General features: G+C 31.1%; 20 protein-coding genes and 3 pseudogenes. 3 read left to right on the forward strand and 20 right to left on the reverse strand.

All coding sequences use genetic code 11. The annotated features are described in order from the left end of the window. Window positions 1–89: 89 nt before the first annotated feature. Both KQI38_RS20895 and KQI38_RS20900 read right to left on the reverse strand, forming a co-directional pair. Window positions 90–713: a hypothetical protein gene (locus KQI38_RS20895; protein ID WP_216562950.1), complete on the reverse strand. Its 624-nt coding sequence runs from the start codon at window positions 711–713 to the stop codon at window positions 90–92. A gap of 874 nt (window positions 714–1,587) precedes the next feature. Then, complete coding sequence (locus tag KQI38_RS20900; protein WP_216562951.1) at window positions 1,588–1,734, reverse strand: hypothetical protein; 147 nt, start codon at window positions 1,732–1,734, stop codon at window positions 1,588–1,590. A gap of 307 nt (window positions 1,735–2,041) precedes the next feature. Between KQI38_RS20900 and KQI38_RS20905 the strand changes: the two genes are divergently transcribed. Next, window positions 2,042–2,614, forward strand: coding sequence for a hypothetical protein (locus KQI38_RS20905; RefSeq protein ID WP_216562953.1), 573 nt, complete (start codon window positions 2,042–2,044; stop codon window positions 2,612–2,614). A 1,088-nt stretch (window positions 2,615–3,702) separates the two neighbouring features. Here the strand turns inward: KQI38_RS20905 and tnpB are convergent. The 7 genes and pseudogenes from tnpB to KQI38_RS20935 form a co-directional block, all read right to left on the reverse strand. Further along, window positions 3,703–4,851, reverse strand: a complete 1,149-nt coding sequence (tnpB, locus tag KQI38_RS20910; RefSeq protein WP_216562954.1) for an IS200/IS605 family element RNA-guided endonuclease TnpB — start codon at window positions 4,849–4,851, stop codon at window positions 3,703–3,705. A gap of 7 nt (window positions 4,852–4,858) precedes the next feature. After that, a pseudogene (gene tnpA, locus KQI38_RS20915) lies at window positions 4,859–5,269 on the reverse strand (IS200/IS605 family transposase). A 174-nt stretch (window positions 5,270–5,443) separates the two neighbouring features. Next, a complete protein-coding gene (locus KQI38_RS20920) occupies window positions 5,444–6,013 on the reverse strand; it encodes a hypothetical protein (protein ID WP_216562955.1) in 570 nt (189 codons plus the stop codon). Between the two features lies 1 nt (window position 6,014). Next, window positions 6,015–6,401 (reverse strand): annotated as a pseudogene (locus tag KQI38_RS20925) (helix-turn-helix domain-containing protein); the annotation flags it as partial. A 462-nt stretch (window positions 6,402–6,863) separates the two neighbouring features. Next, window positions 6,864–7,112, reverse strand: a complete 249-nt coding sequence (locus tag KQI38_RS22110; protein ID WP_246565959.1) for a hypothetical protein — start codon at window positions 7,110–7,112, stop codon at window positions 6,864–6,866. 186 nt (window positions 7,113–7,298) lie between these two features. Beyond that, window positions 7,299–7,730, reverse strand: coding sequence for a BRO-N domain-containing protein (locus KQI38_RS22115; RefSeq protein ID WP_246565960.1), 432 nt, complete (start codon window positions 7,728–7,730; stop codon window positions 7,299–7,301). 117 nt (window positions 7,731–7,847) lie between these two features. Beyond that, window positions 7,848–8,120 carry a hypothetical protein gene (locus KQI38_RS20935; RefSeq protein ID WP_216562958.1) on the reverse strand — a complete coding sequence of 91 codons (273 nt, stop codon included), beginning with the start codon at window positions 8,118–8,120 and terminating at the stop codon, window positions 7,848–7,850. A gap of 244 nt (window positions 8,121–8,364) precedes the next feature. Here KQI38_RS20935 and KQI38_RS20940 point away from each other — a divergent pair, with 244 nt between their 5' ends. Then, a complete protein-coding gene (locus KQI38_RS20940; RefSeq protein WP_216562960.1) occupies window positions 8,365–8,805 on the forward strand; it encodes a GNAT family N-acetyltransferase in 441 nt (146 codons plus the stop codon). Between the two features lie 293 nt (window positions 8,806–9,098). Here KQI38_RS20940 and KQI38_RS20945 read toward each other — a convergent pair. The 8 genes and pseudogenes from KQI38_RS20945 to KQI38_RS20975 form a co-directional block, all read right to left on the reverse strand. Continuing rightward, a pseudogene (locus tag KQI38_RS20945) lies at window positions 9,099–9,641 on the reverse strand (type IV secretory system conjugative DNA transfer family protein); the annotation flags it as partial. A gap of 120 nt (window positions 9,642–9,761) precedes the next feature. After that, a complete protein-coding gene (locus KQI38_RS22520) occupies window positions 9,762–9,896 on the reverse strand; it encodes a hypothetical protein (protein WP_276515615.1) in 135 nt (44 codons plus the stop codon). Then, a complete protein-coding gene (locus KQI38_RS20950; protein WP_216562961.1) occupies window positions 9,893–10,060 on the reverse strand; it encodes a hypothetical protein in 168 nt (55 codons plus the stop codon). The genes KQI38_RS22520 and KQI38_RS20950 overlap by 4 nt, the downstream gene beginning before the upstream one ends. 45 nt (window positions 10,061–10,105) lie before the next feature. Then, window positions 10,106–10,726, reverse strand: coding sequence for an NUDIX hydrolase (locus tag KQI38_RS20955; protein ID WP_216562962.1), 621 nt, complete (start codon window positions 10,724–10,726; stop codon window positions 10,106–10,108). Between the two features lie 237 nt (window positions 10,727–10,963). Next, on the reverse strand, window positions 10,964–11,740 hold the full coding sequence (locus KQI38_RS20960) for an HpcH/HpaI aldolase family protein (RefSeq protein WP_216562964.1): 777 nt from the start codon (window positions 11,738–11,740) through the stop codon (window positions 10,964–10,966). A gap of 99 nt (window positions 11,741–11,839) precedes the next feature. Further along, entirely contained in the window at window positions 11,840–12,220 is a 381-nt protein-coding gene (locus KQI38_RS20965; protein ID WP_216562966.1) for a cupin domain-containing protein, read from the reverse strand. A 121-nt stretch (window positions 12,221–12,341) separates the two neighbouring features. Then, window positions 12,342–13,217, reverse strand: a complete 876-nt coding sequence (locus KQI38_RS20970) for a DUF6282 family protein (protein WP_216562968.1) — start codon at window positions 13,215–13,217, stop codon at window positions 12,342–12,344. Window positions 13,218–13,243: 26 nt separating this feature from the next. Beyond that, window positions 13,244–14,518: an SLC13 family permease gene (locus KQI38_RS20975; RefSeq protein WP_216562970.1), complete on the reverse strand. Its 1,275-nt coding sequence runs from the start codon at window positions 14,516–14,518 to the stop codon at window positions 13,244–13,246. A gap of 392 nt (window positions 14,519–14,910) precedes the next feature. On the opposite strand from KQI38_RS20975, the gene KQI38_RS20980 reads away from it, so the two are divergent. Then, on the forward strand, window positions 14,911–15,582 hold the full coding sequence (locus KQI38_RS20980; RefSeq protein ID WP_216562972.1) for a Crp/Fnr family transcriptional regulator: 672 nt from the start codon (window positions 14,911–14,913) through the stop codon (window positions 15,580–15,582). Window positions 15,583–15,791: 209 nt separating this feature from the next. On the opposite strand, the gene KQI38_RS20985 is transcribed toward KQI38_RS20980, so the two are convergent. The 3 genes from KQI38_RS20985 to KQI38_RS20995 all read right to left on the reverse strand — a co-directional run bounded on the left by KQI38_RS20985 (window position 15,792) and on the right by KQI38_RS20995 (window position 18,983). Further along, window positions 15,792–16,175, reverse strand: a complete 384-nt coding sequence (locus tag KQI38_RS20985) for a transposase (RefSeq protein WP_216562974.1) — start codon at window positions 16,173–16,175, stop codon at window positions 15,792–15,794. Window positions 16,176–16,645: 470 nt separating this feature from the next. After that, entirely contained in the window at window positions 16,646–17,698 is a 1,053-nt protein-coding gene (locus KQI38_RS20990; RefSeq protein WP_216562976.1) for an acyltransferase family protein, read from the reverse strand. Between the two features lie 727 nt (window positions 17,699–18,425). Beyond that, window positions 18,426–18,983 (reverse strand): hypothetical protein, encoded by a 558-nt coding sequence (locus KQI38_RS20995; RefSeq protein WP_216562978.1) that lies wholly within the window; start codon window positions 18,981–18,983, stop codon window positions 18,426–18,428. Between the last annotated feature and the right edge of the window lie 110 nt (window positions 18,984–19,093).

A 19,093-nucleotide genomic window follows, 5' to 3' on the forward strand; every position in this document is an offset into this window, starting at 1 on the left:
TAGGTAAGCTTCATAGGTTGGCTCACCATATAAGATTCTTACTGTATCCCTGGACCCACAAGCAGGGCATTTATATCTTGACATTATCCTCACCTCTTTTGGTTTACATAAATATCTAAATCTTTATTCATATCATTATATGAGACAATTGTATATACCATTTCATCTCGACCTGTATAATAACATGCTGAAAGTTCTGTTAATCTCCCTTGTGCTAATCTCTCTTGTTTCTTGTTTTGAAGCCACGATATTTCTTTTATATCAAATTCTCCCTCATGAATGAATCCTAAATAAAACTGGCATTCCTCAAGTTCTTTATCTTTTATGTATTTTATTGACTTTTCAACATCAGAAATAAAAGGATCTATATGTACTTGTGCACCCTTATGCTTTAGCTCTATGATAGCATATATCTTTTCAATATTATCTTTAATATGTCCTTCTTCATTGTCTCCAATTTTTACAATTGCAATGTCCGCTATTACACCTTTGCTAGATAATTCTCCATCATGGAATTCGGTAAATATCCTAATATTATTATTTTCGAGCAATTCCTTTAACTTATTTCTTAGATGAAAATAGAAAGCATTTTTTAATGTGTCTTCATATAAAATATAACTCTTATCCAAATCCGCTCTTATTTCATTAACCCATGCTTCTTTTATTGCTCTATCAATAGTATATATTATTTCATTAGTATCATTTGTTCTCATTAAAACCTATCCCCTGATTCTATATTCCATCAAAAATTATCCTATTATTTACATTATACAGTTATTAAGCTTTACTTGCCATACTATTGATTTTGTTCTTATAAAAATACAAAAGCCAATCAAGATTAACCTTGCTAATCCTAATTGACTTTAACATTAATATTATTATTCAAGATATCATTACACCATCAACGGCATTAGATTTTTATTTTCTGTAAATTGCTCTTATCTCATGATTCCTATTATGACTTTGATTTCTTCATTGATGAATTTTTTATTAAAATCATTCTCATTTCTATTGAAAGTAGTATGTTTTTGATAGTGGGTAAATTCATGAATAGTTCTGTGTTTATGCTGAATCAAGCCGTTCAGCATATTATATTCTGTTTCTATATTTTCTGTATTCCTACCACGCACTCTATGTGCCTTGAGAGTACAATAATGATGTCGTAAGTATCTAGTACCTCCTTGGTGGAAGAGTATATTTCTAAAACAATTGGTTTTTTAGCCTTAATTTATTCGGGCTTTTTGTTACACCATCAGGGTTATATTACACCCCCGATATCATCTTTTCAGTAATTAAAAACGTATACGGTTAAACATTCGTACCTTATAAATTTATGACCACTTTTTAGCGGTCTATTTTAAAACTGTTTTTATATGACATTCTTCTGGCAACTGTTCAGACCCTGGAAATAGAACATCCAGAAAATCCAGTTTGGTATCCATGTTCTTTTACTCCATCTTTCAATGGATCTTGATTTTCAAAACATATTACTAATGTCTTATTTTTCTAATATAATGAATTTCCCATTAAATCATTACAAAAATTATAACTTCTAGGTAAATATATTGCATTATAATTTAAGGGAATCTAGAAATCCATGGTCCTCCCCATAACACAACTATTATCGTATTTCATTTTTATACCTGTACACATATTATCCCTCTCATTATTAATTCTTTTTATTCTTCTCTGATATTTTAATCTTTCATTATATCTTCTGCATTTCTTTAACATATTTCACCCTCAAATGATATTAGTTCATTAATGGTATTTTGATATATTAACACATGTAGTTTTTATAGCTCTTAAATTATTCCTATTATACCATAACTTCCTTTATTATTTCTCCCCTTACAAGCATTCCTTTAAGGAGTCTAATATATTGAAATTTAGAATAGATAACATTACTAATAATTTGCAGTCATTATCTTATGTATTAAAGTTAATAATACCCATAATTTGTTCAGTATCGAATAATGTATTTAAAGGTAATATATACTATTAATTGTCTAAAATTTTAATGATTCCTGAAGGTGATTTAATGAAAAAAACCAATAATTACCAAATACTATATAGGAGAAACTTTGATACAGGTCGTGTCATTATAGATATTGCTCTTGAAGATTATATTGATTTTTTTCATGAATGGGATAATTCTGCTTTTAAGAAGCGTGACATACATGCTGAGCTAGCACAATTTCTTGACTTATGTTCAGAAGATATTCCTTTGAGAAAAAAGTTGGAAATCGTCTTTTCTTTGAATACAGTTGAAATCAGTAAAGAAAAAGAAGAGCTAATCCGCACGAGTTATCGATATTACTATAATTCTTTAAAACGGTTAGAGAATAGAAAAACAAAAAGACTCGTTAGAAATTCAATCCATTTGCTTTTTATATCACTCATACTATTATCTGTATATGGGGCGTTAATCAATATTAAGGAAAACGGTATTATTTCAAGGGTTTTCCTTGAAAGTTTATTGATTGGCGGATGGGTTTTTACTTGGGAGGCCGTACACCTACTGTTCATTGATATCACTGAGCCCTTTCGAAGATCTAGTGAATTAAAGCGATTCCTCGAAGCAGATCTCAGTTTTAAATACTTAAATAAATAAATTTTTAATGGTGTATGAGTAGATAAATTAATTATGTACTCATACACCATTGTGTATAGGTCAGGACTATGACATCCAATCTGATCACTTACTATCAAATCTGTTGCTTTGCCCATGCTCACACAGAATAATAGAGTTACGATTTTAATATCAAAAAAGCCTTGTTTTATCAAGACTCTTTGTATCCTTCCTACCCCATAAGTCTTTCATTAACTTTTCAGTATCATTAAATTTGTAATAAGTTTTACTATTATCATCATTAGATACAATAATTTTTTCTGGAATCTATTAAATACTTCTCGATTGATGTTGTCAAATATTAACTTCTCATCAGGATTATACTCTCAGTCGTAGCTTGCTCCCAATCAGCCTTCACCATGCTCGACTTCTTGGACAATCATGGCATGAGACGTACCTCTACTTACAACTCGTCACTCCTTGTAAGCAGAGGTACTGTATGCTTATCTCACCTTCTATCTATCAACTTTATATAGTAGTATAAATGGTGAAAAAAGTCATTAAAAATTTGCACCTGTTGCAAAGGCCTCTGAACCCATTGGTGAAATTGTGACGTAAAGGCGTGAGACATCTTCGCCTATGTTTATAAACCTGCATACTTTCCTTCCGATCAACCTGCATTAACTCACCCACCTGCAACGAGGTTTCATTGCCATCCGTGATAACCTTGGCATTACCCTCCATGACCTGCAGGAAAATGGTTGATTCCAGGTGCGTCCCGGTAGTATTTCCCTCTTTGCAATGTTTAGAACAAAGGCAATTACATTATCACTTTTGAAAAGCATCCGCTTGGCGATTTTTCCCTGAGGCTCATGAAAATAAACTTGTTCATAGATAAATCCTCCTTTAATTTAAGCTTAAATTTTAATATGCCCCAATTGGGGCATATAATAACTAATTTCTTTTCTATAAAATGTTCAGATATCCTATAAGGAACACTTTGAATAGTGAACCTCACATGACTAAAGTCACGTGCTTCTAGCATCGCTACTAGACCTTCCTGATTCTTCGACCTGGCAACCTACTATCTCCACAGGCGTTAATTCGCATAGTTCCTACCCTACATTTTTTTACACCGCTAATTCTAAATCCTTAATTCCTTGATTTAGGATATTTATACTGGCATTTATGTCTCTATTATGCTTAGTAGAACAATTAGGGCATGTCCATGTCCTGATTGATAAGTCTTTTATATTTTTATTTATATATCCACAATTAGAACATATTTGGCTACTAGCAAAAAACCTATCTACTTTATGATATATCCTGCCGTTCCACTCAGCTTTATATTGTAATTGTCTTGTTAGTTCGTACCACGACGCATCATGTATTGATTTTGCTAGTTTATGATTTTTAACCATACCTTTTACATTTAAATCTTCACTAAAGATAAATTGGTTTTCTTTAACTATTTGTGAAGAAATCTTATGTAGTTTGTCTTTTCTGATATTGGTTATTTTTTCATGCAATTTAGCTACTTTGATTCTTTGTTTATGAAAGTTCTTACTATCTTTTTGTTTCTTGACTAATTTCCTTTGTAGTTTTGCTAATTTCTTTTCATATTTATATGTTAGTTTGTTATTTTCAAAAGTTTCTCCATTACTTGTAATAAGCAAATTTGATACACCTAAATCTAGTCCTATTGTATTACTATTCTTAGGTAATTCTTTATGTTCACGCTCTACGTTGAAGCTAACAAAATATTTACCACTTGGTACGTAACTAATTGTTGCTGACAATATTTTTCCAGTGAACTTTCTATGAAGTTTGCATTTAACCCATCTTAATTTAGGTAATTTAATTTCGTTGTTGGCAAAGTCTAATTCTATATTGTTGTTTGTAAAGTTTGTCTTGTATGATTTATAGTTGTTTCTTTTAGATTTAAACTTAGGAAATCCTTGATTGCTATTGCCTTTTTTAATTTCCTTAAAGAAATTCTTATAGGCTGAGTCTAAATCTTTTAAACTATTCTGTAAAGCAAACTTATCTGACTCTTTTAACCATTCTTTTTCTTTCTTTAATTGGGTTAATATGTCTGAACATTTATTATAGAACAACGACTTTTGTTCTGTTTTATATAATTCAATCCTTATAGCTAAAAAATAATTATAAACAAATCTACAACATCCAAAAGTCTTATTTATTTGCAATTTTTGTTCCTCTGTTGGATATATCGTATATTTATAACCTTTAATTATTTTCTTTATAGATAAATTCACCTCTTTTCTATTTTGATTTTTGACTTTTTATATATTCTTTTATTTGTTCTTCTGTATTTTCAGATACAGTAGCAACAAAGTAACTAGGATTCCATAAGTGCCCACCCCATAATTTCTTTTTTAACTCTGGAAATTCCTTAAATAACAATCTAGCACTTACACCTTTTAGAGCTTTTATAATGTTTGGGATATAGTGTTGTGGACTACAATTTATTAATAAGTGTATATGGTCTAAATCCGACTCTATTTCCTCTATGGTAAAACTATCCTACTACATAGGGCTTGCTATCTCGTTTATTATCTCTTTTAATTTATCGTCTATCTTACCTTGTAAAGTTTTATGTCTATACTTCGTACACAATACTATATGATACTTAATTGAATATACATAGCCTCTTCCATGTGTTACTTTTGACATATGATAACCTTCTTAATCCAGATTAGCATATGTAATTGAAGAAATCTAGTATATTACAGAATTAATTATGATATTCATGGTAACATATGCAGTTCGCCACTAACCCACGACTGAAGTCACGAGTGTGCGTGGCGAGTCATCAATTTTCATTTATACACATTACGCTTTATTATTTTATATTATCTCAAAAATAAACTCACAAGGTTTTTGCCCCTTGCTGTTAATCGGAGATGAAACAACTTCTTTTGTTTTCAGCTCAACACTCAGTTGTAGTTGTAAGTGACGCCTAAATGAGCCGGCACAACAAAAGCAATAAGAAAGCGGCATAGCGCGATCATCAGCATCGCCTGTGAGATCAGAAACCGTCATGCCCTTTTTTACGGCGGCGGAACAGACGCATTTGTATTTTTCATTTCCTTTGTATGAAAGAGTTCCTGTCAATAAATTGTTCCCGTTGAGAATAATTTTTTCTGAATCAAAAATGTTGTTATTCAGATGATTTACCTTTTCATCTAATGATTTACCAGTCAGGTCTTTTCCAATCTTTTTACATTGTTTTAAAAATTCCTGTCCGCCTCCACAAGCGCATGAATCTAAAATCTCATGCATCATATCGGGATCAAGCAATTTCTCCATTCGCACAATAACATCTACCAAATCTTCGTTGCCGATGATTTCTTTTATTATTTTTTCATCAACATTATTTAGCAACAACTTCTTTTTAATTCCATAAACTCTTGCCATTTTACTTTTCCCCCTTCAATTTAATTGGCACATAAATTTCAAGTTGATTTTCAATTTCTCTTGCCTTTTCATAAAGAAGTTTCACATCGGAATCTTTGCCGAAATCAGCATTTTCTACTTGCTTGATAAACTCAAGCACAATTTCTTTTAGTTCGTGTAAAAGAGAGACTTCGCCGTCTATATCGTCAACCTTTTTGCCAAGCACCTCTAATACCACATCAGAGCCATGAGTACAAAAAATACGTTGTATATCCTTAATGCTGATATTCAATTTACGCAAAATCAGTATTTGTTCCAACCGTTTTATCACTTCTTCATCATACATTCTATAAGCATAATCATCGCTACGAGTGCTGTTAATCAAGCCCATATCCTCATAGTAGCGAAGTACACGGGCTGATTTGGGTTAATACATATCTAATTTTAATTAGTTTCATTCATATATAAATCCTCCTTATCGTTGGTCTAATTATAGTATAAACTGTTACCCAACGGCAGAGTCAAAGGGTAAATAAATGTTTTTAGATAAAAATCCTGAACTGGCCCAATACTTCCGCCACATCCAACTTGCCCACACAACCCTGACAGAATCGGAAAAATATCTAAATCGTTTTGTCACAAGGAAAAGCGCTTGTCTGGACTTATTCCCGCAGAGCGATATATTTTAATTTTCAAGCAGCTTTTTTCTATCCGTTAAGACTGAAAAGCCTTTATTTCAACGTGTTTTCTTTTGCCCTTGACACCAAACACCACACACTCCACATGCCTTGAGAATACAATAAAGATGTCGTAGGGAGATAGTATCCCCTTGGTGGAATTATATATTTCTGATTACTTGCATTATTTGCTTTTATTTTTTATTGTCTTCCCTATCAATAATAATATCTGCAATAACTCTAGTAAAATCAACAGCACTTTTTTCTGTGAGAACAGGTTTACCAGTAGTGTTTTTAATTTCCTTCCGAGCATTTCCTGCAATACTTCCACCTTTTATTGCCACTCCTCTATTTTCATCAAAGTTTTTAGGTTCAGTGGTCTTTGATAATTCTGTAGTAGTTGCTTCAGCTAGCATATTTAGTACAAGCTCCAATGTAGACATATTATCTCTTAAGTTCTCCCTTTTTAATCCTTTAAGCTTCTTATATTGTCCTGTACTTAATCCTGCCCATGCTTTTGTAATTTCATCAGTATGTATTGCATATTCAATTCCTTGTTTTACACCTCAATTATTCCATTCATCAGTTAATTCTTTACGTACTTGAATGGCTTGTAATCTTTGATTTATCTATTCTTTTTTAAGATATGTTTCCAGTGCTCTGTTAATGGTAAGTTCAGGATCAATAGTCTCATCAATTCTTTCACTGCCCACCCTAGCAAGCCACATTTTAAAAGACTCTGCTTTCGGGGATGGAATTGATTGTATGATTCGCAAAAGTTCTTCTGTATCAGCAACATCCGTCATTCTTTTTTTACCATCTGATGCTGTCATTTTCAACTGTACGATTTTATCGTACAGTTCATTTCCTTCATTTTTTAACTTAATTTTCAAATCACTCCAATATCTTCTAGGCTCATTGCTATCTGTTAATATTGATATAACATCCACTATAGAAAAGTACCAAGTTTCATTTTCTAGGCGAGATTTATTCAAATCTACTTTTCGAAGTTTTAGCTCATAATTTTTGATTCCCCTATCAATTGTTGCGGATTGACCCATTAATATTGGACAAAAACTGACGAATACTTTCTTTTTCTTAGATTATCTATATTTTAATGTTTCTCGCTTCTTTTATTATACATAAATATTTATCCTCTAGCAATCTATGGAAAGATTCTATACGGGCATTTTTATTTGGGGTTTTAAATGGTATTCTACTATGTTTCTATCATATACATCTAGAAAAGAGGCTATATAAAAAAATCTATCTTCACCATGGATGTAACCATATTTAATATCTACTTCCCAAAGGGAATTAGAGTTTGTAATGTCTCTATTTTGAACTATTTTCCTTGGATACTTAGGTTTAACAATCCTTTGGAGTCTTAGCACATTTAATTCTTTACATAATCTATGTACCTTCTTTTTATTGAAGCTGCACCAAACCATGTATCATATCTCTCATAAGTATAATATACTCGCGTATGATGACCCGCGCGGATATATGATACTTATGATAAATAAACCTGATCGGCTCTGCAAATAAAAAGACATAGCAATTCGCATCGGGCTTTGCTATACTGTTTGTGAGCTATATTGTACCATTCTTTTATACGAACACGAAGGAAATAGGCGTAGTGCGGTATTATTTATATTAAACAACCTTGGCTATATTTAAGAAAGGAGGATTCTTTTGGTAGAATTAAGAACGATTAACGAAGATAATTATGAAGAGTGTTTGAATCTGAGTGCATCTGTTGCCAATGCAGACTTTGTAGACCCTGTCGCATGGTCTTTGGCTGAGGCGTGGGTGTTTTATGATGATTCGCGCCCCTTTGCAATTTATGCCGATGATCTGATGGTGGGTTATGTTTTAATGTATATTGGCGAAGAGAACCATCAAATCATAAATTTCATGATAGATAGCCGTTTTCAGAAAAGAGGCTATGGAGTGGCAGCAGCTAGGCTTTGTGTTGAATATTTGTGTAAAGAGTACAACGCAAGTAAAATTTCTTTACCAGTTGAGCCGGAAAATATAGCAGCACAAAGGTTATGGAGTAGCGTAGGATTTGAAATGACAGACGATATGGAGGACGGTTATCTTTTTATGCGGTTATACATACCAAAATATTAAGTTTGCAGTTAGGTGTCGTTCCTAATAAGCATAACACAACTCCCCCCCAAACTGCCATACCCCTTCATTATCGCCACTATCCACCCCCCTTCACAAGCAGCGAAGAAAAATGCGGAGTCGCACCAAACCATGTATCATATCTCTCATATGTATCATATACCCGCGCAGGATGACCTATATATTTTGCCACGAACATGACACATATGATACTTATGATAGATAAATTCGATCGGCTCCACAAATCTTAATCCAGCGGAAATTTCTCGCCGGTATCGTCCCCATGCGGATTTGCCTCACGCGACAGCGCATCCATCCTCGTTTCCAGCATCAGCCGATAACCCTCCATCAGCCAATTCAATATACCGCTCTTGTTCTTCCTTTGGAGCTTTATAGAAAATATATCCTATTAGGGCTGTGTAATATAGTTTTTCTGCCTTTACCCAAAAGTCTTCTCCTGCTTTTTCACCTTCTCCCTTGGTATTGGCAATTATAGTATTTACTAGCTTCAATATGTCTCTTTCGGAGTTAATATACCCAAAAGGGTTATAATGCATAGACTTTTTAAAGTTAATAGTATTTAATACTTTGATTCTATATGGCTCGTATATTCTCTTTCCTTTTTTATCTCTTTAATAAATAATTTTCCCTTTCCCATCTCGTATTTCCCTTCCATTCATCATTAATCTTTCAGTTTTCGTTAAGATAATGTTTTCTTCATAAATTGTATCTATATATGGTTTAATATCTTTTGAATTTCCCCATCTAGCTGAACCATAATCTTCTCCCTTTCTATATTTTTTTGCATTCTTTCCTTTGGAATAAACTACTAAGTATATTCCAAATACCTCTGTTATTCCAAAATCTATATCTTTATAATAAAAACTTGGAAATGGCGGTTTGAATAATTGTCCTATGTAAAGCAACATCTGATAAATAGTAATAAAGAAATTATCTGATTACAACCACCTATACATTTCTCTCAATTTGTTAAAAGTATAGTAAATAAAAATATATGGCACAAATTTTAAGAATAATTTCTTTTTATTGATTAGAGAAAATTCATATCTTATATCTTCTATTATTTTATTCATAGGCTTTTCTCCTGTTGTTTATTTTTAACCTTTTCTCCAAATTCATAGCTTGTATATTGACTTCCTAAATCACTATGAAGAATCAAACCTTCATTAGGTTTTTGAAGTTTATAGACATTATTTAAGGCCTTTATAGCTAATGTAGTATCTATATTTTTAGACATAGAGCATCCGACCATCTTCCTATAGCTGAATAAGATTAAATCAAATTAAATCTTTTCTTTAATCTTTTCGATTAACGTCTTATAAAATTTAATCTGGTAAGGTACAAACTTATTCTTTCCTACATTCTCATCAATTAAAACCTTTTCTCCATCTTTCTTTATTAGAAATCCTTTTATCTTAATTGTCTCTCTTTCATCCAGCCAAAGTTCAGCAAAATGTTTAAATTTTGTTTTGACAATTCCCGAAACTTCTTCTTCCTGAAGCGTAAAGTTATCAAAGGACTTTTCACTTTTATACAAAAATATGTTTGCTATTTCCTTATCTATAAGATCTTCGCTTACTATACAGTGGGCTATTATTCCCAAGGGTATTAATTCCTGAAAGGATATATCAATTCCAATCTCTTCCGTAATCTCTCTTACACCATCTTGAACTGTTTCATTCGCCAGTAAATGCCCAGCAACAGTAGTATCCAAAAGATTAGGATAATCCTTTTTTATATTACTACGGAGTTGCAAATAGAGATAATCCGTTTCATTTTCTTTACTAATAAACCAACAGTTAAATGTCTCGTGCCAATATCCAAATCTATGTATATCTTTACGGGTAGCAACACCTATTTGATTTCTATACTCATCAAAAATTTTTGATTGTTCATTTTCCATACTTCCTTCCCCCTAATGTAATTTCACTTTAATCGTAACATTATACCTCATCATTTTTTATGTTGTCAATCAACCTATCAAAATCTTATTGAAAAAGCTTATCCTAAATAATACTGAGGTAACTTATATACATTCAATAAAAGACACCTAACCATATTGTCAGATGTCCTTTATTAAAATTATTTAAACCTATTATCTATCTTCTACAAAATTATATTCATACTGCTTAAAATACGTTTATTCAGAAATACTTTTTCTAACATTATCAATTAGATTTTTACTTTGCGCTCTAAAAAATCCAAGATCATTCATAATAGTTACAAATTTAAATCCTTGTTTAATTCTCATTGTTGCTTCTTCTTGTGAACCTGTAACGATACCAAGGACAATATTGTGTTTTTCGCAACTTTCCAATACCCTATCTATAGCTTCTGTAAATTCAGGATTTTTCATATCTCCAAAACATCCCATATCCTGGGATAAGTCAGCTGTTCCTATAAATATACAGTCGAGACCCGGTGTTGCACATATTTCATCAATATTTTCAACACCTTTTCTTGTTTCACATTGCATTATAACATAAGTATTCTCATTACATTCTCCCTTGTTATAATCTTGGTACCATCCCCAACGAGGACCACGACCTACCCCTATGCCTCTTTTTCCAAGGGGTGCAATCTTAACATTATCTATAATATATTTTGCATGTTCTGGAGTTTCAACCATGGGAATCATTAAACCATGTACACCTACATCTAACATCCGTGCCATCATTGGTCCATCGGCTGGATCATAAACACGAACTAAAGGTGCCATTTCGTATAGTTCAGATGCTCTAATCATATCCACCATAGTTTCCATATTTGTTTGTGCGTGTTCCATATCAATTAAAATGAAATCAAAATTATTAATTCCTAGGATTTCTGCATTGGTAGGTGAACCAGATGCAACAAAGGCTCCTAGAACATATCCTTTATCTTCTAGTTTTTCCTTAACTAAGTTACGCATTTTCATAAAATAGCTCCTATCTCTTTATATAGTATATTATCTAAAGTCTGCTTATTATTAATATTGCTGAGCTAATTATAAAACCAGCTCAGCAACATTGAATTATTATTTATTTTCTTCTAAATATTTGCTATAAGATTCAATGTACTCTGGTCTTATTGGATAGAAAATATCCATTTGCATACATGGAACGGGGCTATCATACACATGAATGTAGTGTTCTACTCCCTTTGGAACAGTTACCCATGAACCAGGTGTTAATCTATATGCTACTCCATCAACATAGTAGTCACATTCTCCTTCTAAAAGTAATGCAACTTGTTCATTGTCTGGATGTGAATGTGGATTTACTTCATTTCCATTTTCAACTCTGTTAAGTGTGCAGTTAATATTGTCTGCACCCATACCAAAAACTACTCTTGTTATTCCTTCTCTTACCTCTTGCCAAGGTAAATTGTTCCAATTTCCTGATTCTACTCTTGCCATTTTCATTACCTCCATTAATTAAATGTATTTTATATTAAAAATAATGAATCTACATATCTAAAGCTTGTCGCCTGTACTACTAACTAATATCTATTTAAAAATAAAAGTCTCTATATTAATATTAAAGATTAAATAGTTTAACTGGATTAACCTTTGTCATTGTATTAATTTCTTCTTCTGTAACACCAAATTCTCTTTCTAATAGATTAATATAATTAAACATACCTTCTACTGGAGAACCATTGTTAACTTGTCCTAAATCTGTATCCATAATAATACGGTCAACGCCTACAGTATCCATAATTTTTTTAAAAACAGCATCCTCAACATTTCCAATCTTTGAACCACCAACAAAAACACATACGTTTAATTCAATATAAGCACCTAAATCTGTCCATCTCTTCATATCCTCATAGGATGCACCAACATTATAATGTGGATGATTTACTAAGATTCTCTTAACTCCTAATTCCACTGCTTTTTTAACTAAGTGGTCAACTTCCCAAAGTGTACCATGACCTGTTCCTAAAACCATATCATGTTCTGCCATATATTTTAAACATTCAATAGCAGCTGGATCCATATTTCCATTTTCATCAACGTAAGAAACTGGTTCTTCATCAATCTTTGATTTTCCACCACCTACAAATCCCTTACTTTGGTGGTCATCTATGTGTTTCTTTGTTGAAACCGTTGGGAAGTATACTATTTTTGCATCCATTTGTCTTGCAGTATCTAATGCCTTTAGGTTGAAAAGTCCTATGGAGTTATTTAAGCACATACTTCCATATACCTTACATGTTCCATTTCCTAAATGCTTTTCTACCATTTTAGTTCCAAGCATACTTGGAAAGTAATGATCCTTTACTAAAAATCCTGCATATCCTGCTGCTTCAGCTTCTTTTAGCATATCTGCTGCATCTAGCTCTCTATTAGCTATAGATGGTCCGCAGTGAACGTGCATATCAATGATTCCTTCTAAAATTTTTCTATCCATAATAAATTCCTCCTTTGATTCTAGTACTATTCGTTTATTAGAATTCTATATATACCTGTATTCGCTAATATTGCAGCGATAATTGAAATAGTAATAGCAGATAAAAGTAATGTTTTAAAGACTTTGTTTTTCTCTGAAACATCAGGCTTAAAAAGTTGGTCGTAAGCTGCTAAAATCATAGCTCCACCCATGGATAAAGGACTTATAGTAGCAGTATATCCACCATTTATAATTGCACTAATTAATTCTAATGGATGGAATACATTTCCGATACTTGCATTTACCTGAGCAACTGTAGGAATTAGTGTAGGTATAGGTCCCGCAATAGCTAAAGAGAAAAATGACATTACTGAAGACGTAAATCCTAAAATAGGTGCCGCAGTCCATCTTGTAGCGATCGATGCAAATAAGTCTGCCATTAATGTTAAGCCACCTAAAATATCAACTACATTCAGTAAACATCCGATACCAACACATAGGAATATCGCCTCCCAAGGTGTACCTGCAAAGGCTGCTTTTTCATCGGCACAGTTTGCTATAAGTAATGCTAAACTAAATACGAAGGCAGTAAGTCCTGCATGGGTTTTTAATAACATGATGCTTAATATCATACAAACAAGAACTACTAAGGTAATTTTTTGCTTAGTATTAAATGGCTTTATATCTTCAAAAACATTGTTAGTTGAAGTATTATTAAGTCCATTATCCTTGATTTTCCACCCTTTATATAATACATAAATCACTATAGATACAATGGTATGCATAATCATTCCATTAAATAATATAGGGAATGTATAATCTGGATATCCAGCATTTGAAACAATAATATTGGCAGTATTACCAAATACACCTACAGGTGTCATCATACCTGCATTTGCTCCAACGATTGCAAGGATACCAATCATAACAGGGTTATATCCCATATAAGATCCAATACTCATTGTGATTAAAGGCATAACTGTATAAACCGTCAGTCCACCTGGGTCAACTATGGTTATACACAAACACACTAAGAATACCATAAGAGGATAAAACTTTGCTAAAGATGAAATCTTTTGAAACATCTTTTTAGAAAATAATTCTAATGAACCATTACTTTGGGCAATTGAGAAAAAGAAAAACATTCCTGTTAAATTTAAAAATAGTCCTGTTGGAAAACCAGCAACAATTGCACTACCTGTAACTCCTCCAAAAAATCCTAATACCATGGCTGCTGCTAGAGAGATAATACCTATATTCTTTCCAAAAGCAACACCTAATGCTATAGCTCCCACTAATACTAATAACGAGATACCTGCCATTAAGAAAATCACTCCTTATAATTTGTTCCTCAGTTTAAACTCCTCTAAAATTAAAACTAAGTCCTTAATTTTTGCTTGCACCTGGTGCTAAAAGTTTCTTAAGCCTAAAAGAAATATCATAATTTTTCTCCTCAGCCTTACTGAGACTCTTATTTGTTGGATATAATAAAGTAACTTTATAGCTAAATTATATTGAATATTAAAAATGCTATCTATATCAAATGATACACAGTATATAAAAATCTTATTTGACGAAAAAATCTTCTGATGATATTATAGGTCTCATAAATATAAGTATTGAAATCACCTAATTATTGGTATGTTTCATAAATATACATTGCTTTAAAACTTGCATTATTCCAATTATATAATCTAATCGGGAGGTTCCAAAGATGAGATTTCCACAATATTATTTTGAAAATCATTTCAGTAAATTTGAATCACTATTACGCAGCTTGGGCGAAAAATGTAATTTAAAAAAAGGATATGAGATCACATCAATTAATCCAAACTTATATCTTTATTTTACGCTTAATGGTATTTTTAAGCTATCACTTACTCATGAGGAAGGGGCTATAAAAACCATTTGTTTTCATGGTAAGAATTCTATTCTTCCATATTCCTTATGTAGGCCCACTGATAATGAGTATAAAATCGAATCTGATGCTTTGGTTCTAACTGCCATAACAGATGTACTAGCTATTAGAATAATTCCGAGAGTATTCCATAAAGCAATGTTAGAAAATCCTGATTTTCATATGGCTATGACTGACTACTGCATTCGTCACTCTAATCTTTTTATGTTTGAATCAATTAATCTATCCTACAATACGGCCTTTATTAAAACCTGTAATTTTCTTTATATTTATACTAGCTATTTGCAGGGAAAAGGAATCAGACTTACTCAATCTGAAATAGGTGAAATTATCGGAGAAACACGATTAGAAGTAGCTCGTGTATTGAAAAAATTACGCACTATGGGTATTGTAAGTACATCTAGGAATGGTATTGAAGTTTTAGATATGGATAATTTAATTAATCTATGTTCTTACGGATGCAATTGATCTGCCTAGAAACTGGAAATAATGGTTTTATAATATTTGATGTTGATGATAAAAAAATCAGCACCTTTTTTGCATGAAAACCTGCTAATAAAAATCAAGTATTTTTTAGCAGGTTTTCAAATTTTTTATCTATTTAATTTTTGAACATACAAAATAGACTAAACCGATCTCTCTGTTTAACCCGTTTCATACTTATATCTGTTAAAGATTTAAACAGTATAGACTTCTTTTATTCTTGCATAGTAAATTCGTAAAAGTTTATTAAGGGCTGCTATTTTTGCCACCTTTAATGGCTTGCCTTCCGCTTCTTTTTTCATCATAAATTGATACACCAAATCTTCACTTGCTTTGTTACTCTTGATGCATTTCATAACTTCATAGCCTATTTTTCTAAGAATAGCTGGTCCTCGTTTTGATATTTTTCTTTGTGTTCCTTTAAAGTTTCCTGATTCATACAGTGGAGCATCAATTCCTGCATAAGCTACTAATGATTTCCGGTTTTTAAATCGTCTTACATCTCCAATTTCTGCTAAAATAATATTTAGAGTTCTATCTATTTCTCTGAGAACTCGCACAGATTCTAGTACTAACATTTTTGATCGATGCAGTGATTGTATCTTCTTTAATACTTCTATGTTGTAACTTGCTAAATTCTATATATTTAGTCATTCAAAAATGCACCATAGTGGCTACTAAGGTACATACAATATAATATTTTTCCTATATCTATTTTTATCTTTTCTTAAATTATTTATTTTCTTGGTGTAGAAACTATGTGATATTTGCAGTTCCATTTTATATTTATTAAAATTTTACTAATGTATACCATAGATATTAGCTCCTTCGATACTATTTTAAAGTTTCCAGACCGTAAACTTATTATATCAAAGGAGGATTTTTTGTTAGATCACTAAAGCTTTTTTGAACCATCTGCATAGCAAGTGGTTTTATTTTGACAAAAAATATTGAAGGGAATTTATTCCTTCAACATTAATTATAGAACTTTGATTTTTATTCTTTTCTTTTAAATTAAATTCATTGAATATAGATATTTCCTATGCTTCTAAGTAGCTATCTGAGATGTCTTCAATAAAATTTTATTATAAATTTTTCTAGTTGCCATGTCAAAAACATGAGAAATTACTATAGTAACCAATAAACATAATACTAAATATAGATAAGTATTATTAGAGATTATATTGCTTTTTTTAAATATCATCATAGGAATTCTTTGCAGGATATATATACTAAATACATGCTTACCAGTCCAATTTAATATAAAATTATTAAACGAAACTTTCATAGTAACTAAAATAATTAAACAAACAAATAGTAATGACTTTATTTGATAAATTATTACTTTATTATTAAATAAGTATGTAAATCCAAATAAAGTTAATGATATTGTTAACGATAGTAAATAACTAGTATTATTTGCTAATACTATATTTTCTATCTTCTCTCTATAAAGAGAAAACCACATCCCTGCTGCATAGCAGAAAATTGTATTATATGAGTAAGATGGCTTAAAATTACTCACAGCCAAAACATAAATACCAGAAAGAACAGTAACACAACTTATCGCCATAAAATATTTATTCCTAAATATTTTAAAAGAAATAAATGTAAATAAATAAGTTATTAATATTACAAGTATATACCAATTACTGTTGCCGACAGATGTCCAACCTATAAATGACAAAACAATAGTTTTAATATCATATTTATATCCAAGTATAAAACGTACAATTAAAAATAATAATATAGCTATATCAAAATCAAATAATACTCTTAAAATACGTTTCTTAGGAATCTCATTGACATATTTCATTTTTTTCTTTTTTATAGACTCTAATATTCCATAACCAGAATAAAAAAGAAACATAGTTACTACTAGTTGTCCTAAAAAACTACGTATTGCTAAATATGGCATATCAAAAGGACTATTCAATTCTACATACTGAACAAAATGACTTAAAAATACAAGTAAAACAAATATTCCTTTTATTGATGTAGTTTTTTCAACTGACATATAATCTAAATGATAATTATCTTTTGTTGAATATTTCATTTTATAAGCACAAATACCTAGTATAATAAATAATAAAAATATCATAAAAAAATCCTCTCATATTATTGGAACATAAGAATAAGTATTTTATCTCGTTTTCCTTTTTGCTAAATTAATTTCTTATAATTGTTTTCTATATGTAAAAATTATTTTTAATAGTTATATCACTTCTGAAGTATATAGTAATCATAGAACATTTATTACATATATTTTAAAATTTAAAAACCAAAAACTTTTTTATTTTCTTGCATATTTCTAATTCCAGTTACAACTTTAAATTTTAATTATATAACCAATCTAAAATTAATATGCTTGTTTAGTGTGAATCAGTGTAATTATAGTACCAACTAAAAAACTAGAGAACATACTATATGAATAATAAGGCATAATGGTGCCTATGTCAAGGCAGTTTTAAAAAATAGCACCAACATCTATAAAAATTAAACATATACTTTCTTCTTGAAATTATTCTCATCTTCTGCGAATGCAAAATGGTCATAAAACTGCTTAAATCTTAGGATTTCTATATAGTTTTCTTTTTTATAAATGCAATACTCTCAGTAGTCGCTTTCTTCCAATCAGCCTTCGCTATGCTTGACTTCTGCCGTAGAATGTTCCCAATCGAATTTCGTTACACTTATTCTCTTGGACATTCATGACATGAGACGTACATCTACTTACTTTGTAAGTAGTGTTACGGCTTCAATGTGCCTTGAGTAGACAAAAATGATGCCATTTGAAGCTGGTACCCCCTTGGTGTCATATTATTTTGCTAAAAAGCATTGATCTCTGGACATTCCAGTAATTCCTTTAAAATAGTTTTTCGTTTCCCAAGCTCCCGTTCCATTGTATCTGAAATAATGCAATTTTTATCTTTAAGATATATTTCTTGTAAGTTTTGATATTGAGTGCCACAATAGTAGAATTTTACTGCATCGTTTTGAGTTTGAATTAAAAAAATTTCAGCACATTTAGGACATGGAATACTTATGTTTTTGTTTGCTGAATATGAAAAGGACACTTTAGATAGATTTTGGCTGCAAATATCATCCGAAATATCTTTTTTTCTTTTTATGTAAGCCTCTTTGTCCTCGTGAAGTGTTGTAATTTGTTCAGGAGCTATTATGGATTCGAAGTTTTCAAAGCGTTCATTTAGTGCATGATAAACCAAATGTTCAATAGCAGAAAAAGCAGATATTATCGTCGCAATAAGAACCTCAGCTTCTTCATTTACTTCGTAATGTTGAATTTTATTTCTTGTATCAGCAAGATTTACTAAAGCACCATGGTATTTCAATAAGTCAATGTCGCAAATATTACGAACACGCATTAAAGCCACCCTAAGTCCTATTGTTTTAGTACCTTTTCCATTTTTATAATCGTCTATTTGCTCATATATTAAAGTTTTGTGTTCTCGTACTAAAATTTCTTTTAAAATTA

This window comes from Tissierella carlieri, assembly GCF_018917285.1.
GTDB lineage: Bacteria > Bacillota > Clostridia > Tissierellales > Tissierellaceae > Tissierella > Tissierella carlieri.